The 16,068-nt window shown below is 70.7% G+C and carries 15 protein-coding genes and 1 other RNA gene; 2 read left to right on the forward strand and 14 right to left on the reverse strand.

The window, feature by feature from the left end:
- Positions 1–25 precede the first annotated feature (25 nt).
- Together ABZ833_RS17770 and ABZ833_RS17775 are read right to left on the reverse strand one after the other, a co-directional pair.
- On the reverse strand, positions 26–724 hold the full coding sequence (locus ABZ833_RS17770; protein WP_361047309.1) for a hypothetical protein: 699 nt from the start codon (positions 722–724) through the stop codon (positions 26–28).
- 230 nt (positions 725–954) lie between these two features.
- Positions 955–1,959 (reverse strand): LysR family transcriptional regulator, encoded by a 1,005-nt coding sequence (locus ABZ833_RS17775; protein WP_361047312.1) that lies wholly within the window; start codon positions 1,957–1,959, stop codon positions 955–957.
- Between the two features lie 83 nt (positions 1,960–2,042).
- Here ABZ833_RS17775 and ABZ833_RS17780 point away from each other — a divergent pair, with 83 nt between their 5' ends.
- Positions 2,043–3,350, forward strand: a complete 1,308-nt coding sequence (locus ABZ833_RS17780; protein ID WP_361047314.1) for an MFS transporter — start codon at positions 2,043–2,045, stop codon at positions 3,348–3,350.
- Here the strand turns inward: ABZ833_RS17780 and dacB are convergent.
- The 8 genes from dacB to ftsE all read right to left on the reverse strand — a co-directional run bounded on the left by dacB (position 3,274) and on the right by ftsE (position 10,198).
- Complete coding sequence (gene dacB / locus ABZ833_RS17785; RefSeq protein ID WP_361047317.1) at positions 3,274–4,866, reverse strand: D-alanyl-D-alanine carboxypeptidase/D-alanyl-D-alanine-endopeptidase; 1,593 nt, start codon at positions 4,864–4,866, stop codon at positions 3,274–3,276. The genes ABZ833_RS17780 and dacB overlap by 77 nt on opposite strands.
- 108 nt (positions 4,867–4,974) lie before the next feature.
- The gene (locus tag ABZ833_RS17790; protein ID WP_361047319.1) at positions 4,975–5,790 is read right to left on the reverse strand and encodes a collagen-like protein; all 816 of its coding nucleotides are present in this window, start codon (positions 5,788–5,790) and stop codon (positions 4,975–4,977) included.
- On the reverse strand, positions 5,787–6,059 hold the full coding sequence (locus ABZ833_RS17795) for a hypothetical protein (protein WP_361047322.1): 273 nt from the start codon (positions 6,057–6,059) through the stop codon (positions 5,787–5,789). Before ABZ833_RS17795 ends, ABZ833_RS17790 begins: the two co-directional genes overlap by 4 nt.
- A gap of 180 nt (positions 6,060–6,239) precedes the next feature.
- Positions 6,240–6,628: a transfer-messenger RNA gene (gene ssrA, locus ABZ833_RS17800) on the reverse strand.
- Positions 6,629–6,747: 119 nt separating this feature from the next.
- Positions 6,748–7,269 (reverse strand): SsrA-binding protein SmpB, encoded by a 522-nt coding sequence (gene smpB, locus ABZ833_RS17805; protein WP_361047325.1) that lies wholly within the window; start codon positions 7,267–7,269, stop codon positions 6,748–6,750.
- Between the two features lie 18 nt (positions 7,270–7,287).
- Complete coding sequence (locus ABZ833_RS17810) at positions 7,288–8,469, reverse strand: S41 family peptidase (RefSeq protein WP_361047328.1); 1,182 nt, start codon at positions 8,467–8,469, stop codon at positions 7,288–7,290.
- A 78-nt stretch (positions 8,470–8,547) separates the two neighbouring features.
- Complete coding sequence (ftsX, locus tag ABZ833_RS17815) at positions 8,548–9,465, reverse strand: permease-like cell division protein FtsX (RefSeq protein WP_249589606.1); 918 nt, start codon at positions 9,463–9,465, stop codon at positions 8,548–8,550.
- A 43-nt stretch (positions 9,466–9,508) separates the two neighbouring features.
- Positions 9,509–10,198 (reverse strand): cell division ATP-binding protein FtsE, encoded by a 690-nt coding sequence (gene ftsE, locus ABZ833_RS17820; RefSeq protein ID WP_030788113.1) that lies wholly within the window; start codon positions 10,196–10,198, stop codon positions 9,509–9,511.
- Between the two features lie 240 nt (positions 10,199–10,438).
- On the opposite strand from ftsE, the gene ABZ833_RS17825 reads away from it, so the two are divergent.
- On the forward strand, positions 10,439–10,630 hold the full coding sequence (locus ABZ833_RS17825; RefSeq protein ID WP_160505338.1) for a hypothetical protein: 192 nt from the start codon (positions 10,439–10,441) through the stop codon (positions 10,628–10,630).
- 107 nt (positions 10,631–10,737) lie between these two features.
- Here ABZ833_RS17825 and ABZ833_RS17830 read toward each other — a convergent pair whose 3' ends face one another.
- The 4 genes from ABZ833_RS17830 to ABZ833_RS17845 form a co-directional block, all read right to left on the reverse strand.
- Complete coding sequence (locus tag ABZ833_RS17830) at positions 10,738–11,391, reverse strand: hypothetical protein (RefSeq protein ID WP_361047332.1); 654 nt, start codon at positions 11,389–11,391, stop codon at positions 10,738–10,740.
- 271 nt (positions 11,392–11,662) lie between these two features.
- Positions 11,663–12,769: a peptide chain release factor 2 gene (prfB, locus tag ABZ833_RS17835; RefSeq protein ID WP_249589604.1), complete on the reverse strand. Its 1,107-nt coding sequence runs from the start codon at positions 12,767–12,769 to the stop codon at positions 11,663–11,665.
- A gap of 200 nt (positions 12,770–12,969) precedes the next feature.
- On the reverse strand, positions 12,970–14,208 hold the full coding sequence (locus ABZ833_RS17840; RefSeq protein WP_361047335.1) for a serine/threonine-protein kinase: 1,239 nt from the start codon (positions 14,206–14,208) through the stop codon (positions 12,970–12,972).
- A 141-nt stretch (positions 14,209–14,349) separates the two neighbouring features.
- The gene (locus ABZ833_RS17845; protein ID WP_361047338.1) at positions 14,350–15,987 is read right to left on the reverse strand and encodes a serine/threonine-protein kinase; all 1,638 of its coding nucleotides are present in this window, start codon (positions 15,985–15,987) and stop codon (positions 14,350–14,352) included.
- Positions 15,988–16,068: the final 81 nt, after the last annotated feature.

Consider the following 16,068-nt stretch of genomic DNA (forward strand, 5'->3'; position numbering starts at 1 on the left):
GACCGGCCCCTGTTGGTGCGGGAGTTCATCGCTGTGCGCCCTCCGAGGGCTGCTGGCCAGCGCTTTGCGGAGAGAGGTTGCTGACCGCCTGGGCGCCATGCGGGGACTGTGTGTCGGCGGCGGGCTGCACCGCGGGGACTTCGCCGCCGCCTCCGGCCGCGCCGCCCGGGGTCTCGGTCGACGGGTCCGGGTCCGGCGTCGTGGGGTCGTCCGTCGGGTCCGGGTCCGGGTCGGGCTTCGTGGGGTCGTCGGTCGGGTCCGGGTCGCCGCCGTCGTCCGTCGGGTCGGGGTCGGGGTTGCCGCCGCCCGTGGGGTCGGGGTCGGTTGTTTCGCCGGGCTTGTCCTTGCCGTCGTCCGGCTTGGCCGGGTCGGCGGAGCCGTCGTCACCGGTCGCGGGGGCGGTGGTGCCGCTCTCCGACGCCCCGGGAGACGGTGTCGTGCCGGGCGAGGCCGAGGGGTCGAGGGAGTCGGCCGGGCGGTCCGGTGTGTCCACCTTGCTCGCCGGCTTCTCGTCCTTGGGACCGATCGGCAGCCAGGGCGCGCTGGAGTTGCCCGAGAGCAGGGTGCCCACGATCATCACCGCGTACACGGCGCAGGCTATGCCGACGAGCACGCCTATCCGGCGGTACCTCCGGCTGCGGCGGCCCGTCTCGTCGACGAAAACCGGCCCGTCAGGCGCGTCCTGGTCACTCTCGGCGGCCAGATCCGCCAGCTGTCGCCCCACCCCGTCGATCTGAACGGTGACCTCGTTCGGATCATGGGTGTGTTCCGGTAGGGCATCTTCTCGCCAATTGTCCATGCGTACGCACAACCCCCCACATAACCTGAATCGGGCGCGCACGACTCCGGACAACTTGCCGTCGGACCGGGCCCCCACCCGATCCGAGCGCCCCCCTATCACACTGCGCCCGGACCATGAATGTAGCGCACAGGGGTGACAGTCGTACTAATCCTTCAGTCCAGGCTCATCATGATGAGTGCATCTGTGGCCGGAACCCACCCGCCTTCAGGCCTGCGCAGCCACCCCTCGGCGGCGGAGAGCTCGGCCGCCGCCGCGCGCAGAGCGTCGACACCCGGGTGCACAAGCCCCTTTCTCCACACCAACGACACAGGCGACAGGGGCACGGGGTCGATCAAGGGCCGCAGGACGGACTCGGGCATGGCCGGAAAGTCCACCGCGACGAGCACGGGGGTCCGGTTCTTGGCCATGATCCGCCCGAACTCCTCGACGCCCACCGCCAGGGGCGCGGGCGGCGCCACCGCGATCCCGCGTCCCTCGAAAAGGCGGTGCGCCAGGTCGGTCCACTCCAGCGTCCGGGGGTTTCCCGCACCCGCGTACACGCTCTCCCCCGCGAGCGCGCCGAGCGGCACCGCGTCCAGCTCGGCCAAGGGGTGCCCCAGCGGCAGCAGCACCGCCATCGGCTCGTACCGCACGGGCTGCTGGGCGAGCCGCGCCCGCAGCGCCGGTTCGAGCCCCGCGTACCGCCCGAAGGAGACGTCGAGCCGTCCCGCGACGATCTCGGCCGCGGCCCCGGTGAGTCCGCTCTCGAAGCGGGCCATCAGCTCGCACTCCGGGGTGAGTTCGCGGGCCCGCTCCAGGATGCGCCCGCAGATGAGCCCCGGGCTGTTCAGGTCCACGAGCAGCGGGCGGGCCGTGCCGCCTGAGCCCCCGCCCCGCGCGAAGGCGGCCGTCAGGTCGTCCTGCGCCTCAAGGACCCGCCGCGCGTACGGCAGCAGCCGCTCCCCCTCGGCCGTCGGCGTGACCTGCCGGGTGGTCCGCACGAACAGCTCGGCCCCCAACTCCCGCTCCAGGCGGCGCACATCACGGCTGAGCGCCTGCTGGGCGACGTAGAGCCGGGCGGCGGCCCGCGTGAAGTGCAGCTCTTCGGAGACGGCCACGAAGGCGCGCAGGAGGCGGGGGTCCAGGTCGCGCGTCGGTAGGCGGGGCTCGGCGGTCATCCCGGGAACTTACAACGGAAGTGCGTGAGTCGGGCCGCAGAAGGTGTTGGACCCCACACCACCGCCCCGGTGAGGGTGATCCCATGCCGTCCGCCGAGCCCCCTGCGTCCCGCCGCCGCAATCCGCCCGCCGAACCCCCCGCACCCCCCGCACCCCGAAGCCGCAACCCCTACGCCCGCCTCTTCCTGATACCCGGAGCCACCGCCTTCACCATCGGCAACCTCATCGCCCGCCTCCCCATGGGCATGTTCAGCGTGAGCGCCGTCATCATGATCGCCGGGGCGCGCGATTCGTACGCGCTCGCCGGCGCCGTCACCGCGACGGGCCTCGCCGCGACCGCCGTCGTGGCGCCCTGGACGGCCCGCCTCGTGGACCGCCACGGCCAGGCGCGGATCGCCGTCCCGGCCACCGCCATCGCCGCGCTCGGCTCGCTCTCGCTGCTCCTGTGCGTGCACCACGGAGCGCCCGACTGGACCCTGTTCGCCTCGTACGCCGCGACGGCCACGACCCCCAACACCGGCGGCATGTCCCGCGCCCGCTGGGCCCACCTCCTGAAGGGCGACGAACGGGCCGTACACATCGCCAACTCCTTCGAACAGGCCGCGGACGAGCTGTGCTTCATGCTCGGCCCCGTGCTCGCGGCGTTCCTGTGCGGGGCGCTCTTCCCGGAGGCGGGCACCCTCATCGGAGTCGTGCTGCTCCTGACCGGCGTCCTGCTCTTCGCCGCCCAGCGCTCGACACAGCCGCCGCCCCGGGGACGTACGACCACGAAGGAGAAATCGCCCCTCCACGCGCGCGGGATGCCCACACTGCTCGCCGCCTTCCTCGCCACCGGCGCCGTGTTCGGCTCGATGGAGGTCGTGACGATCGCCTACGCGGACACACAGGGGCACAAGGCCGCCGCGGGCGTGATCCTCGCGCTCCAGGCCGCGGGCTCCTGCGCGGCGGGCCTCCTCTACGGAACCCTCAAGCCGAGCGGGCCCCTTCACCGCCGCCACATCCTGTGCGCCGCCGCGATGGCCGCCCTGATGACGCTGCCGCTCCTGGCCGCCGCGCTCACCGGCTCGCTCCTGGTGCTCGCCGGGGCTCTCCTTGTCGCCGGAATGGCGACGGCCCCGACGATGGTCACCGGCATGACCCTGATCCAGCGGCGCACCCCCGAGGGCCGGTTGAACGAGGGCATGACCCTCGCCGTCACCGGTCTCCTCGGGGGCATCGCGTGCGGCGCCGCGGGCGGCGGCTGGGTGGTGGAGCACATCGGCACCGCCCAGGGCTACGCGGTCCCGGTCACCGCCGCGTGCTGCGCCCTGCTGCTCAGCATCGCGCAGGCTTGCGCCACGAGCACTCCAGGTCCCCGCTCGGCTCGGCCCCACGCTGCGAGCGCGGCTTGACCAGGACGGCCTTGTCCTCGGTCGACTTGGCGAGCGTCACGACGATCGCGTCCTCAAGGGCCTTCACCGAAGAGGGCAGGTAGTTGTTCAGGATGATGCTGAACACCAGCTCACGCCCGCCCGCGTCCTTCACGTACCCCGAAAGAGCGGACGCCCCGGTCAACGACCCCGTCTTCGCCCGTACGTTGAGGGCCGCCGGCGTCCCGCACATCCGTGTGCGCAGGGTGCCGCCGACGAACTTGTCGGGGTCGCAGGCCACCGGAAGCGACTTGTACCAGTCGGCGTACCAGGGCTCGCCCTTCGCGGACAACAGCAGCTTGATCAACTGATCGGCGGGCACGTTGTCCTTGCGCGAGAGCCCGGAGCCGTCGACCTGGCGCAGCTTGCCGGGATCGACACCGGCCGTCTTCAAGTAGGCGCCGATGGCCGCGAGACCGTCCGTCCAGTTCCCCGGCCGTCCGGTCGCCTTGTGGCCCATCGCCTTCGTGAGGTTCTCCGCGTGCATGTTGTTGGAGAGCTTCATGAAGGGGATCATCAGCTCCTTCAACGGCATGGAGTCGTGCGACGCGAGCTGCCGCGCGCCCTTGGGGGTCGCGAGCCCGGCCCTGGTCGGCCCGCTCACCTTCACCCCGTGCGCCTTCAGGGCGTCCCGGAAGATCGCGGCCGCGTACCCGGTCGGCTCCCAGACGGCGATCCACTCCTTGGTGGCGTCACCCCCGACGGGGACGGTGCCGGTGACGGTGATCGTGTTGGTGCCGTGCTCACGCTCGATGGTGAGTGTGTCCTCGCCGCCCGCGGCGACGGTCCTGGCGGTGTTGTCGACCTCTACGTAGTCCGTCTTCGGGGACACCGTCACCTTCGGCCTGTCCCCGGCCTTCGCGCCGGGCGTGGCCTCGACGATGACCGTCCCGGTGTCGTAGTCGGTGTCCGGGGCGACGCTCAGCGCGGAGATCTGGGCGGCGTAGTACGCGAACTCGTCGTCCCCGGCCCAGGTGTCGCCGATCCGCTTGGCGTCGAACCGGGTGTCGTCCGCGACCAGGCGCCCCGAGACCCGCCGGACGCCCGAGTCGGCGATCTTCGCGGCGAGTCGGTCGTAGTCCTTGGCCAGCGTCGTCGGGTCGCCGGTGCCGCGCAGATAGAGATCACCGGAGAGCACACGGCCGTGCTGCTTGCCGTCGGTGAGCACATCGGTGGTGAAGCGGTGGTCGGGGCCGAGCTCCTCCATGGCGGCCGTCGAGGTGAGCAGCTTGGTGTTGGAGGCGGGCATCAGGCGCCCGCTGGGCAGGTGCTGGTAGAGCACGTCACCGGACGCGGCGTCGGCGACGACGACGCTCGCCGCGCCGCCCTCCATCCGGGGATCGCCGAGGATGGTGTCGATGGCTTCGGGCAGGCCGCTGCGGTCGGAGTCCGCCCCGGCGGGCGATCCTGCGGAGAGGGTGGCCGCCGCGACACCGAGCACGGCGGGCCAGATCCAGTGGCGCATACGGGCGTTGACGCGTCTCACGGGTCTACTCATGACCCAGGAGCATCCCGGACTCCGGCGCCCCGCGACAGACCCCACTCCGGACACGCGCCATGTGGCGCCGCCGGGTGGACCGCCCGCCGGGGGCGCCGCGGTCCGCCGTCAGTCCGGTGCGTCGGGCGTGCGGCGGCACCGGGGCAGCAGCGAGGCGAGGAGCAGGACGGCCGGTGCGGGGTCGGCGGGTGTCACGCCGTTCCGGCGGCAGACCAGGGCGTCGGGGTCACCTGAGGGCTGCTGGAGGCTGTAGCCGTCGGGGCAGTTGGGGCCCGCGTCGCCCGCCTCGCCCTTGGGCCCGCGCTCGCCGCGCTCACCCCGCGGGCCCGCGGGGCCTTCGGGGCCCGACGCACCGCCCGCGCCGTCGGATCCGTTGGCGCCGTCGGCGCCCGGGGGCCCCGCCGCCCCGGCGGGTCCTTCCGGGCCCTGTTGTCCGTCCGAGCCGTTCGCACCGTCCGCGCCGTCCGCGCCCGCGGCCCCGGGCTCCCCCGCCTCGCCGGACGCTCCCTGCTTCCCGGGCTCTCCCGCGTCGCCGGAGTCCCCCTTCCGGCCGCCCGCCCCCGGCGTCCCCTTCTCGCCCGGCTTCCCGTCCTCGCCCTGCGAGCCGGTGGCACCGGGCGTTCCGGGCTCCCCCGAGGGCACCCGCACCCGGTTCAGCAGGTCGTCGACGGCATCGGAGGGGTCGGGCGCGGCAGGGGTGTCGCCGTGGGAGCGGACCTGCGCGCGCAGGGTCCGTACGTCCCGGGCCAGGGTGGACACGGCCTCGCCCCGCCGGTCCGCCTCGGTGGCGAGCTGGTCGGCGCGGCGGTCACCCGCGTCGATGCGGGCCCAGAGGAGGGCGGCGACACCGCAGAGGGCGACCAGCACGCAGACGAGGAAAACACTGCGCCAACGGCGGGCCAGGAGACGCTCGAGCTGAATCACGGAGTGCCTCCGAGCCGTTGATTGTCGATGAGCAGCCGGGCGATCTCGCTCTGGTCATGGACGTGCAGAGCGTTTAACTCGGCGAGTTTCGTGTCGCGTTCGGCGACCTGGCGCTCCAGCCGGTCACGCTCCGTCTGGAGTCTCTCCGTCAGGCTGGAGTATCCGGTGAGCGCGTTCTCACCGCGCTTGCCGAGATAGGCCACGACTGCCGCGCCGAGAACCCCGAGGCTGGCGAGAAGGGAACCTAAGAGAGTGACGGTGGCATCCAAGCGACTGCCTCCTGCACTTGCGTACTCAGCCGGGCTGCTGTTCCGCCCGGCCGTTGGGAACCTGCACTCGGATGCAGTAACGAGTCACATGCCCAGAGGATGTGCCCGGACGTTCCGTGTCCCGCACAACGGAAAAAGCCCCCTGGCCGCTGGCCAGAGGGCTTTAACCTCACATGGGAATTGTGGAGATGGCGGGAATCGAACCCGCGTCCAACGGTGCAAAAGGAGGGCTTCTCCGAGCGCAGTTCGCTTCGATTTTCTCGGCCCCGGTGATCTCGCGAACAAGTCTCCGACGGGCCCAGTCACTGTTTGATTTCCCATCGAACCCCGTGACCGGGCTCGATGGTTTAGTTCCCTAAATTATGCCAGGGTCCGGGTCGGGAACACCCCCGGGCTGACACCCATTAAGGGTCCTTCACTCACTGCTTATTAGGCAGCGAGGGCGAAGGACTGGGAATCGCTCTTGGAATTGGCGATTATTGGTTGCGACAGGTGGTTTACGAGATCATTGTCGCTTCCTCGGCTCGCTTCCCCTACTTCGACATCCGCTGTCGAAACCGATCATCCCCATGTTGTTTTTTCAATCTGCGCCCCGGCTGTGCGGGGCAGTGCCCATCGTACGTGACCAACGCACGCCGGGGCCAGCCAATTCCCGCGCGGCCCGCCAGGACCCACGGGGACCCGCGGGCTAGGCGCTGCGCTGGCGCCGCTTTGCGGCCTCGATCGCGCGGTTCGTCTCGCGCAGGTCCTGCTTCTCCTTGAGCGTCTGGCGCTTGTCGTACTCCTTCTTGCCCTTGGCAAGCGCGATCTCGACCTTGACCCGGCTGTCCTTGAAGTACAGGGCCAGGGGCACGATCGTGTGACCCGTCTCCTGGGACTTGGACTCCAGCTTGTCGATCTCCGCACGGTGCATCAGGAGCTTGCGCTTGCGGGTGGCGGAGTGGTTGGTCCACGTGCCCTGCACGTACTCCGGGACGTGGATGTTGTGCAGCCACGCCTCGCCGTTGTCGATGTGCACGAAGCCGTCCACGAGGGAGGCCCTGCCCATCCGCAGCGACTTGACCTCGGTGCCCATGAGGACGAGGCCGCACTCGTACGTGTCAAGGATGTGGTAGTCGTGCCGCGCCTTCTTGTTCTGCGCGACCATCTTTCGGGTGGGGGCCTTCTCAGCGGCCTTCGCGGCCTTGCGCTTTACCTTTTCCTTCGCCATAGTGCGGCCATTTTCGCACTACGAGGGGGGTCCGAGGCCAGTCAATACTGTCTCGGCCCGCGTCTCGGCGCCGTCCTCGACCTCCAGGTCCGGCGTGATGCCCCGTCCGTCGACCGCCTGACCCGAAGGTGTGCGGTAGTGCCCGACCGTCAGCTCGGCCACCGAGCCGTCGGGCAGCCGGCTCGGCATCTGGACCGACCCCTTGCCGAAGGTCTTCGAGCCCACCACGACCGCGCGGCCACGGTCCTGGAGGGCGCCCGTGAGCAGCTCGGCCGCGCTCATCGTGCCGCCGTCGACCAGCGCGACCACGGGTCTGGTGGTGTCGCCGCCGCGCTCGGCGTGCAGGGCCTTCTGCCGGCCGCGCACGTCGTACGTCGCCACGAGGCCGCCGTCGACGAGCCCGGAGGCCGCCGTGACCGCCTCCGACACCAGGCCCCCGGAGTTGCCACGCAGGTCGAGCAGGATCCCGGCACCCTTGGGGGCGTCACGCACCGCGGAGCGCACGCGCTCGCCCGTGCCCTTGGTGAAGGACTCGACCTTGATCATGACGGCGCCGCCCGCGAGCTGCGTGACCGTGACGGAGTCCGTGGACAGGCGCGCCCGGTGCAGCGTCTCGCTCCACGCGCGCGTGCCCCGCTCCAGGCCGAGCTCGACCGGGGTGCCCGCGCGGGCACCGCGCAGCAGGGACACGACCTCGGTGACGGGCAGACCCGCCACGCGCTTGCCGTCGATGCTCCTGAGCTGGTCGCCCTCGCGGATGCCTGCCTGCTCGGCGGGGCCGCCGCGCTGGACCCGGGACACCTCGATGCGCCCGTCGGCCGCGCGCCTGGCCCAGAGTCCGACGCCGGTGTACGCGCCGTCGAGGGCCTGCTCGAACTCCTGGTACTCCCCGGGGGAGTACACCGAACCCCAGCGGTCGCCGCTGCGGCTGACGGCGTCCTCCGCGGCCTTCTTGCCGGACTTGCCGTCGGCCATGGCCTCGGCCGCGGCATCGGCGGCTTCGTCCGCGGCGTCACCGGACGCGGCGACGGAACGGGTGGAGGGAGCGGGCGACTTCCGGCCCTCGTCGGCCACCTCGCTCCAGGAGCCGGTGGCCGCGCCGGTGGCGAGCACACTCGCGAAGACCAATGTCAGGGTCGCCCCGCGGCGAATACGGCGGGGCCGGGAGAGCCGGTCGCAGAACCGGTCGGGGCCTGACATGCCGGTGAGTCTAGGACAACGAAGGGCGCCGTACGGTCGGTTGAACCGTACAGCGCCCTTCCTCACAGGCGGGTCTTGTCACACCTTGAGGTACTTGCGCAACGCGAAGAACGCCGCGAGCGCGGGCATCAGCAGGCTGATAGCGAGCACCAGCGGCAGCTTGGTCAGGACCGCGTCCCACCCGATGAAGTTGATCAGGCTCAGCTTCTCGGAGAGTGCGAGGCCGTGGTCGATGAGGAAGTACCGGCCCACGAGGAGCATTCCGCAGGCGACACCGCCGCCGATGAGACCCGCGACGGCGGCCTCCATGATGAACGGCATCTGGATGTAGAAGCTGGACGCGCCGACGAGCCGCATGATCCCGGTTTCACGTCTCCGGCTGAACGCGGAAACACGCACCGTGTTGACGATCAGCATCAGCGCGACGACGAGCATCAGCGCCATCACCGCGAGCGCGGCCCAGTTCATGCCGTTGAGCAGCTCGAAGAGGTTCTCCAGGATGCCCTTCTGGTCCTGCACCGACTGCACGCCGTCACGCCCGGAGAAAGCGGTCGCGACCACCTGGTACTTCTCCGGGTCCTTCAGCTTGATGCGGTACGACTCCTGCATCTGGTCCGGCGTGAGGGAGCTGGACAGCGGGGAGTCGCCGAACTGCTCCTTGTAGTGCTTGTACGCCTCGTCGGACGATTCGTACTCGACCTTGTCCACGACGGGCATCTTCTCCAGGTCCGTCTTGACCTGGTCCTTCTGCTCGTTCGTGACCGCGCCCTTGGCGCACTTCGGGTCCTGCTCCGCGTCGGCCTTGTTGCAGAGGAAGATCGATACGTTGACCTTGTCGTACCAGAAGCCCTTCATCGTGCTCACCTGGTCGCGCATGAGCAACGAGCCGCCGAACAGGGCGAGCGAGAGGGCCACGGAGACGATGACCGCGAAGGTCATCGTGAGATTACGGCGGAGACCGACGCCGATCTCCGACAGGACGAACTGGGCGCGCATGGCTCCCTTTCAGTGGATCAGTGCAGTGGATCAGTACGGGTCGTCAGTGCTGGTAGCCGTAGACGCCGCGCGACTGGTCGCGGACGAGACGGCCCTTCTCCAGCTCAATGACCCGCTTGCGCATCTGGTCCACGATCTGCTGGTCGTGGGTCGCCATGACGACGGTCGTGCCGGTCCGGTTGATCCGGTCGAGCAGCTTCATGATGCCGACCGAGGTCTGCGGGTCGAGGTTGCCGGTCGGCTCGTCGGCGATCAGGAGCTTCGGGCGGTTGACGAACGCGCGCGCGATCGCCACGCGCTGCTGCTCACCGCCGGAGAGCTCGCCGGGCATCCGGTCCTCCTTGCCGCCGAGACCGACGAGGTCGAGGACCTGGGGCACGGACTTGCGGATCTCGCCGCGGGACTTGCCGATGACTTCCTGCGCGAAGGCGACGTTCTCGCCGACGGTCTTGTTCGGAAGGAGCCGGAAGTCCTGGAAGACGGTGCCCAACTGGCGCCGCATGTGCGGCACCTTGAAGTTGGAGAGGCGGGCGAGGTCCTTGCCGAGGACGTGCACCTGGCCGTGGCTGGTGCGCTCCTCGCGGAGGACAAGACGCAGGAAGGTGGACTTTCCGGAGCCGGAGGAGCCCACCAGGAAGACGAACTCGCCCTTCTCGATCTCCAGGGAGACGTCCCGGAGGGCGGGCCGGGTCTGCTTGGGGTAGGCCTTGGAGACGTTGTCGAATCGGATCACGGATGCACCACGGGTCGCCGGGGGTAGGTGAGCGTGACCATACGCGAAGCCGGTACGCGAGCGCAGTCAGCGTCCTGAGTTGCGCGAATTGTCGCGGATATACCACGGAACGTAACAGTCGGAAACCGACGAGGACGGGCGGGCCGCGCCGAAATTCGTGGAAGCTGGCACAGTGGTAGGGGGAACGGTTGCGTTCCCCCTAGCGTTGGGCAGGCTGTAACTGTGCGGGAGGAGGAGCGCATGACCCATGACAGGTTGGTGTGCGCGAACTGCGCGGGGCCCGTGAGTGAGGGCCGCTGCCCCGTGTGCCGGGCCAGCCGCGAGCGCTTGCAGCAGGAGGGACCGTTCGGCGGTCTCAGCCCCGCGGCCCTGATAGGGGTGCTCGTGGTGCTGATCGCGGCGGTGGCCCTGCTGGCGCACCAGACCGCTTAAGCGCGCCCGAGGCGCGCGCCAGGACACCAGAAGGGCCCGAAGCTGGCTGCTCCGGGCCCTTCTGTCATGTCATGCGCCGCATCCGTGACGCGAGGCTCGCCCTTTTATCAGGCGGCTGCGCCGCGGTTGCCGACGAAGCGCGGCAGAACGCGGAAGCCGATGCCGCCGGCGATCATCGTCGCGGCGCCGATCAGCAGGAACGTGGTCTCGGCGGCGCCCGTCTCGGCGAGCTCGCCCTTGTCGGCCTTGTCACCCTGCTCGACCGGGGTGGAGCCGGTGTCGGTCAGGCTGTCCTTGCCCTTGCCCTGCTCGACGGGGTTGGAGCCGCCGTCGGGGTCGTTGTCGTTGCCGCCGGTGCCGTTGCCGTTACCGGGGTCGCTCGGGCCCTCGGTGGGCTCGCTCGGGTCCGTCGGGTCCGTGGTGGGCTCCGTCGGGTCCTCGGTGGGCTCCGTGGGCTCCTCGGTGGGCTCGGTCGGCTCCTCGGTGGGCTCCGTGGGCTCCTCGGTCGGCTCCGTCGGCTCCTCGGTGGGCTCCGTCGGAATCTCCGTGGGCTCCTCGGTGGGCTCCTCGGTCTCGTCGTCGCCGATGCCGACGTCGACACCGATGCCGTTCTCGTCGGCGCTGGCGCTGGCCTTCGCACCACCGAGGTCGACACCGACGTCGAGGGCCGAGGCGGCACCGGCGGCGGTCAGCGAAGCACCGGCGGCGATCACCGCTCCGGCCGCTATGCGTGCCACGCGGATCCGCGTCTTCTTGGTCATCTGGCTGCTACCCCCAGTAGCTGAATCGTCAGTGAGGCAGCGCCCGGGACTGCGTTTCGTCAGGAGCGCTGAATCCGCCCCCACAGATCACACGCGCCCCAGAGATACGCATGCCGCTCGCTAGCCTTTCCAGTTTCCCCAGACACGTCAAGGTCGTTGCGCGCGCGATGTCTGAAATAGCAGGAGTTGACCGGCCTACGGAGATGTGACTGTGACGTAAAAGGCAACTGCCGCCTCATGGGCGGCAGTTGCCTTGTCGATAAAGCGGCGCTTACTTCTCCTGCTGCTTGCGCCAGCGAATTCCCGCTTCGAGGAAACCGTCGATCTCGCCGTTGAACACGGACTCGGGGTTGCCCACTTCGAACTCCGTGCGCAGGTCCTTCACCATCTGGTACGGGTGCAGGACGTACGAACGCATCTGGTTGCCCCAGGAGTTGCCGCCGTCACCCTTGAGGGCGTTCATCTTCGCCTGCTCCTCCTGGCGGCGGCGCTCGAGGAGCTTGGCCTGGAGGACGTTCATCGCGCTCGCCTTGTTCTGGATCTGCGAGCGCTCGTTCTGACAGGAGACGACGATGCCGGTCGGCAGGTGCGTCAGGCGGACCGCGGAGTCGGTCGTGTTGACGCCCTGGCCGCCGGGGCCCGACGAACGGTAGACGTCGATGCGCAGCTCGGACTCGTCGATCTCGATGTGGTCCGTCTGCTCGACGACCGGGAGGATCTCGACGCCCGCGAAGGAGGTCTGGCGGCGGCCCTGGTTGTCGAAGGGCGAGATGCGCACGAGGCGGTGGGTGCCCTGCTCGACCGAGAGCGTTCCGTAGGCGTACGGGACCTGGACGGCGAAGGTGGTCGACTTGATGCCGGCCTCTTCCGCGTACGACGTCTCGTAGAGCTCCGTTTTGTAGCCGTGGCGCTCGGCCCAGCGCAGGTACATGCGCTGCAGCTTCTCGGCGAAGTCGGAGGCGTCGACGCCGCCGGCCTCCGCGCGGATGGTGACGAGCGCCTCGCGGGCGTCGTACTCACCGGAGAGGAGGGTGCGGACCTCCATCTCGTCCAGCGCCTTCTTGACGGCCGTGAGCTCGGTCTCGGCCTCGGCGCGGGTGTCCGGGTCGTCCTCCTCCTCGGCCATCTCGAAGAGCACGCTGAGGTCGTCGATACGCCCGCGCAGGGCCTCGGCCTTCCGCACCTCCGCCTGGAGGTGGCTCAGCTTGCTGGTGATCTTCTGTGCCGCTTCCGGGTCGTCCCACAGGGACGGCGCGGCCGCCTGCTCCTCGAGCACGGCGATGTCTGCCCTCAGCTTGTCGAGGTCCAGGACGGCCTCGATCGACTCCATGGTCGAGGAGAGGGACTTGAGCTCTTCGGATACATCGACGACTGCCACGGGTCCAGCCTAACGGCTGAGCGCAAGCGGTCTTTCCTCACGGCTACGGCTCACTGGTTGCCTGGCTGGGGCTGGAGCGGTCCTGCGGGCCGGTTCGGGGGCGCTCCTGTCCCGGCGCTTCGCGCCAGGACAAGGGGCCCGCAGGCGGGGCGCGCCGCCCGGTAACCCCTTGGTGCCGGGGTGGAGGCTGGGCCGCAGGGCTACGGCGCCGTCGGGGAGGAGTTTTTCGTGTCCTGGGGTGTGGCGTCCGCGTCGTCGCCGTTCGTGGCCGCCCACGTGCCGATCCCGGCGGCAGCCACCAGCACCGCCCCTGCCACGCCGAGCGTGATCCTGCGGCGGCGGGCCGATGCGCGGTGGCGGGCCGAGCCGGGGCGGGCCGCACCCGAGGCGCGGGGCGCGCGGGCCGTGCCCCTCGCGCCCCCGGCGAGCTCGTCGGGGCCAGGGACGCGCATGGAGGTGTGGGTGTCGCGGTTCGAGTCGGGCGTGGTCGCTCCGGGGACGAGAGGGACCGCGCCGCGGCGAGGGGCGCCGGAAGCCGGCTCCGGCGCGGGCTCCTCCTCCGCCTCCTCCGCGAGCGGCTCCGTGTCCGGCTCGTCGACGTCCAGCGGCGGCATCCCCGCCACCAGCGACTGCAGCTCCCGCAGCCGCGCCGCGAGCTCCGAGGCCCGCAGGCGCGACGCCGGTGCCTTCGCCAGGCACTGGACCATCAGCTGCCAGAGCTCGTCCGGGATGCCGGGGAGGGGGACCACGGTCTCCGTCACGTGGCGGCGCAGGACCGCCCCGGGGTGGCCGCCGCCGAACGGAGTGAAGCCCGCCAGGAGTTCGTACAGGACCGTCGCGAGGGCGTAGATGTCGACGGCCGCGCGCGGAGGCAGGCCCTCGATGATCTCGGGGGCGAGGTAGTCCGGCGTACCGATGATCTTCGTCGCGCGGGTGCGGCGCGGGGAGTCGATCAGCTTGGCGACGCCGAAGTCCGTGAGGAGGGCGGGGTGCGAGCCGCCGGGGCCGAGCGGGCCCTGCATGTCGAGGAGTACGTTCTCCGGCTTCACGTCACGGTGCACGATCCCCGCCGCGTGCGCCGCCGCGAGGCCGTCGGCCACGTCCGCCACGATCGCCACCGCCGCTTCCGGGGCGAGGCGCCGCTCGCGGTCGAGGCGAGTGCGCAGGTCCGTGCCGCGGACCAGGTCCATGACCAGGGCGAGGTCGTTGCCGTCGACCACCAGGTCGTGGACGCCCACCACGCGCGCGTGGTCGAGGCTGAGCAGAGCCGTGCGCTCCTGGACGAAGCGGCCGACGAGCTCCTGGTCGGACGCCAGGTCCTCGCGCAGCAGCTTGATGGCGACGGGACCCTCGGGTCCCTCGCCGAGCCACACCGTGCCGGCGCTGCCCCGACCAAGGATCTGGTGGGCGGTGTACCGGCTGCCGATCTTGCGTGCCAAGACTGCTCCTACGGATGCGTGTTGGCGACAAAGCTACGCGGCCTCGACGCCAACCTTCACTCCAGGAGCAGAAATCACCCCGCAGATGTCGACAAATCCCCAGAGTCGGGAGGGGATTCGCCCATCACTGACCGGGGACCACTAATTGCCGCCCAGTTTCCCTATCCAGCCGGAGGCCGTGTCGTACCAGTCAGTCAGCTGTTCCCAGTAGCCCTTCGTCGTGCCGATCCACTCCTGGAGCGGGCTCAGCTCCCAGACGAGCCAGCTCGCCACGAAGAGGATGATCAGCGTGAAGAGGCACCCCTTGAGGCAGCCGAGACCCGGGATCTTCATCCGGTTCGGGTTCGAGCCGCGCTGCCTGGGCTCGCGCGGCGGCCGTCCGGCGGGCGGCTGCTGGGGCGGCGTCTGCTGCGGCGGCGCGTACTGGCGCGGCTGCTGCTGGGGCTGCGGGGCGTACTGCTGCTGGGGCTGCTGACGCTGCTGCTGCGGCGCGTACTGCTGAGGGCGCGGCTGCTGCTGCGGCTGCTGGACCTGGCGCTGGGGGCGGCGACGGCGCAGCGGGTCGTCGTTCGGGTCGAGATACGACTGGACCTGCGTCTGTTCGTTGCGGTCGCGGGCCGCCCGCATCTGGTTCTGCCAGGGGTGCGGGTCGTTCGGGTCCGCGCCGGGCTGGTTCGGCGGCACCGGAGGCATGACGGCCGTCGGGTCGGCCGCACCGCGGTTGCCGCCCGCGTCTCCCGCGCCGGGACCGGAGCCGGTGCTCTGCATGACGCTCGTCGCCGCGTTCGGGTCGTACGACCCCGCGTTGCTCGGCAGGACCTGGGTGGGGTCGGCGGCGCCGGCCGTCCCCGGGACCGTGGCGGGCGCCGGGTCGGGCATGAGGAGGGCGCCGACGCCCTCCGCCGCGGCGATCTGCGCGCTGGACGCGTGCACGCCCACGCCGTCCGCGACGGCCCGCAGGCCGCGCGCGAGGTTCTCGGCGCTGGGGCGGTGGTCGGGGTTCTTGCTGAGGCAGCGCTCTATGACCGTCCACAGGGGGTCCGGGACCGTGGAGGGGCGGCGCGGTTCGGCGCTCAGGTGCTGGTGCAGGACCTCGAGGGCCGAGCCGCCGCCGAACGGCGGGCTGCCGGTGACGAGCTCGTACAGGAGGATGCCCGCGCCGTAGATGTCGACCGCGCTGGTCTGCGGGCGGCCCTCGGCGGACTCGGGCGCCACGTACGCGGGCGTGCCGACGAATTCGTGGGTGCGGGTCAGGCCCGGGGAGTCGGCGAGGCGCGCGATGCCGAAGTCGGTGAGCATCGGGTGCATCGAGCCGTCGGCGTCCTGCTTGAGCAGGACGTTCGCGGGCTTCAGGTCGCGGTGCACGACTCCGTCCGCGTGGCTCGCGGCGAGGGCGTCGGCGATCTGGGCGGTCAGGAGGGCCGCCCCGACCGGCGAGAACGGGCCGTTCTCGCGGAGATAGCGGTGCAGGTCGGGGCCCTCGACCAGGTCCATGACGAGGGCGAGGAGCTCGCCCTCGACGACCAGGTCACGGGTCCGCACGATGTTCGGGTGCGTGAGCCGGAGCAGGACGGAGCGCTCGCGCAGGAAGCGCATCACGATGTCCGCGTCGTTGGCGAGCTCCTCCTTGAGGACCTTGATCGCGACGGTCTCGCCCGGCTGGCCGGGAACGGCCGCCTCGGCGCCCGCGGTCTCACGCTGGCGGGCTCGCCAGACGGTGCCCGTGGCGCCGCGCCCGAGCGGCTCCTCGAGCAGGTACTTGCTGCCTACCGGCCGCACGTCATGCTCCCTGCTGATCTGGCTGGTCTGTCCGGACCCGGCTACCCGCCGGAAGGTGTTCCGACCCACTGTAGTGCCGCC

The organism is Streptomyces sp. NPDC047525, from assembly GCF_040643025.1.
Taxonomy (GTDB): Bacteria; Actinomycetota; Actinomycetes; order Streptomycetales; family Streptomycetaceae; genus Streptomyces; species Streptomyces durmitorensis.

Coding starts and splice junctions, on each gene's coding strand:
- dacB (WP_361047317.1), bottom strand. CDS start 4,866: ATGAGTAGACCCGTGAGACGCGTCAACGCCCGTATGCGCCACTGGATC.
- ABZ833_RS17830 (WP_361047332.1), bottom strand. CDS start 11,391: ATGACCAAGAAGACGCGGATCCGCGTGGCACGCATAGCGGCCGGAGCG.
- ftsX (WP_249589606.1), bottom strand. CDS start 9,465: ATGCGCGCCCAGTTCGTCCTGTCGGAGATCGGCGTCGGTCTCCGCCGT.
- smpB (WP_361047325.1), bottom strand. CDS start 7,269: ATGGCGAAGGAAAAGGTAAAGCGCAAGGCCGCGAAGGCCGCTGAGAAG.
- ABZ833_RS17780 (WP_361047314.1), top strand. CDS start 2,043: ATGCCGTCCGCCGAGCCCCCTGCGTCCCGCCGCCGCAATCCGCCCGCC.
- ABZ833_RS17775 (WP_361047312.1), bottom strand. CDS start 1,959: ATGACCGCCGAGCCCCGCCTACCGACGCGCGACCTGGACCCCCGCCTC.
- ABZ833_RS17825 (WP_160505338.1), top strand. CDS start 10,439: ATGACCCATGACAGGTTGGTGTGCGCGAACTGCGCGGGGCCCGTGAGT.
- ABZ833_RS17810 (WP_361047328.1), bottom strand. CDS start 8,469: ATGTCAGGCCCCGACCGGTTCTGCGACCGGCTCTCCCGGCCCCGCCGT.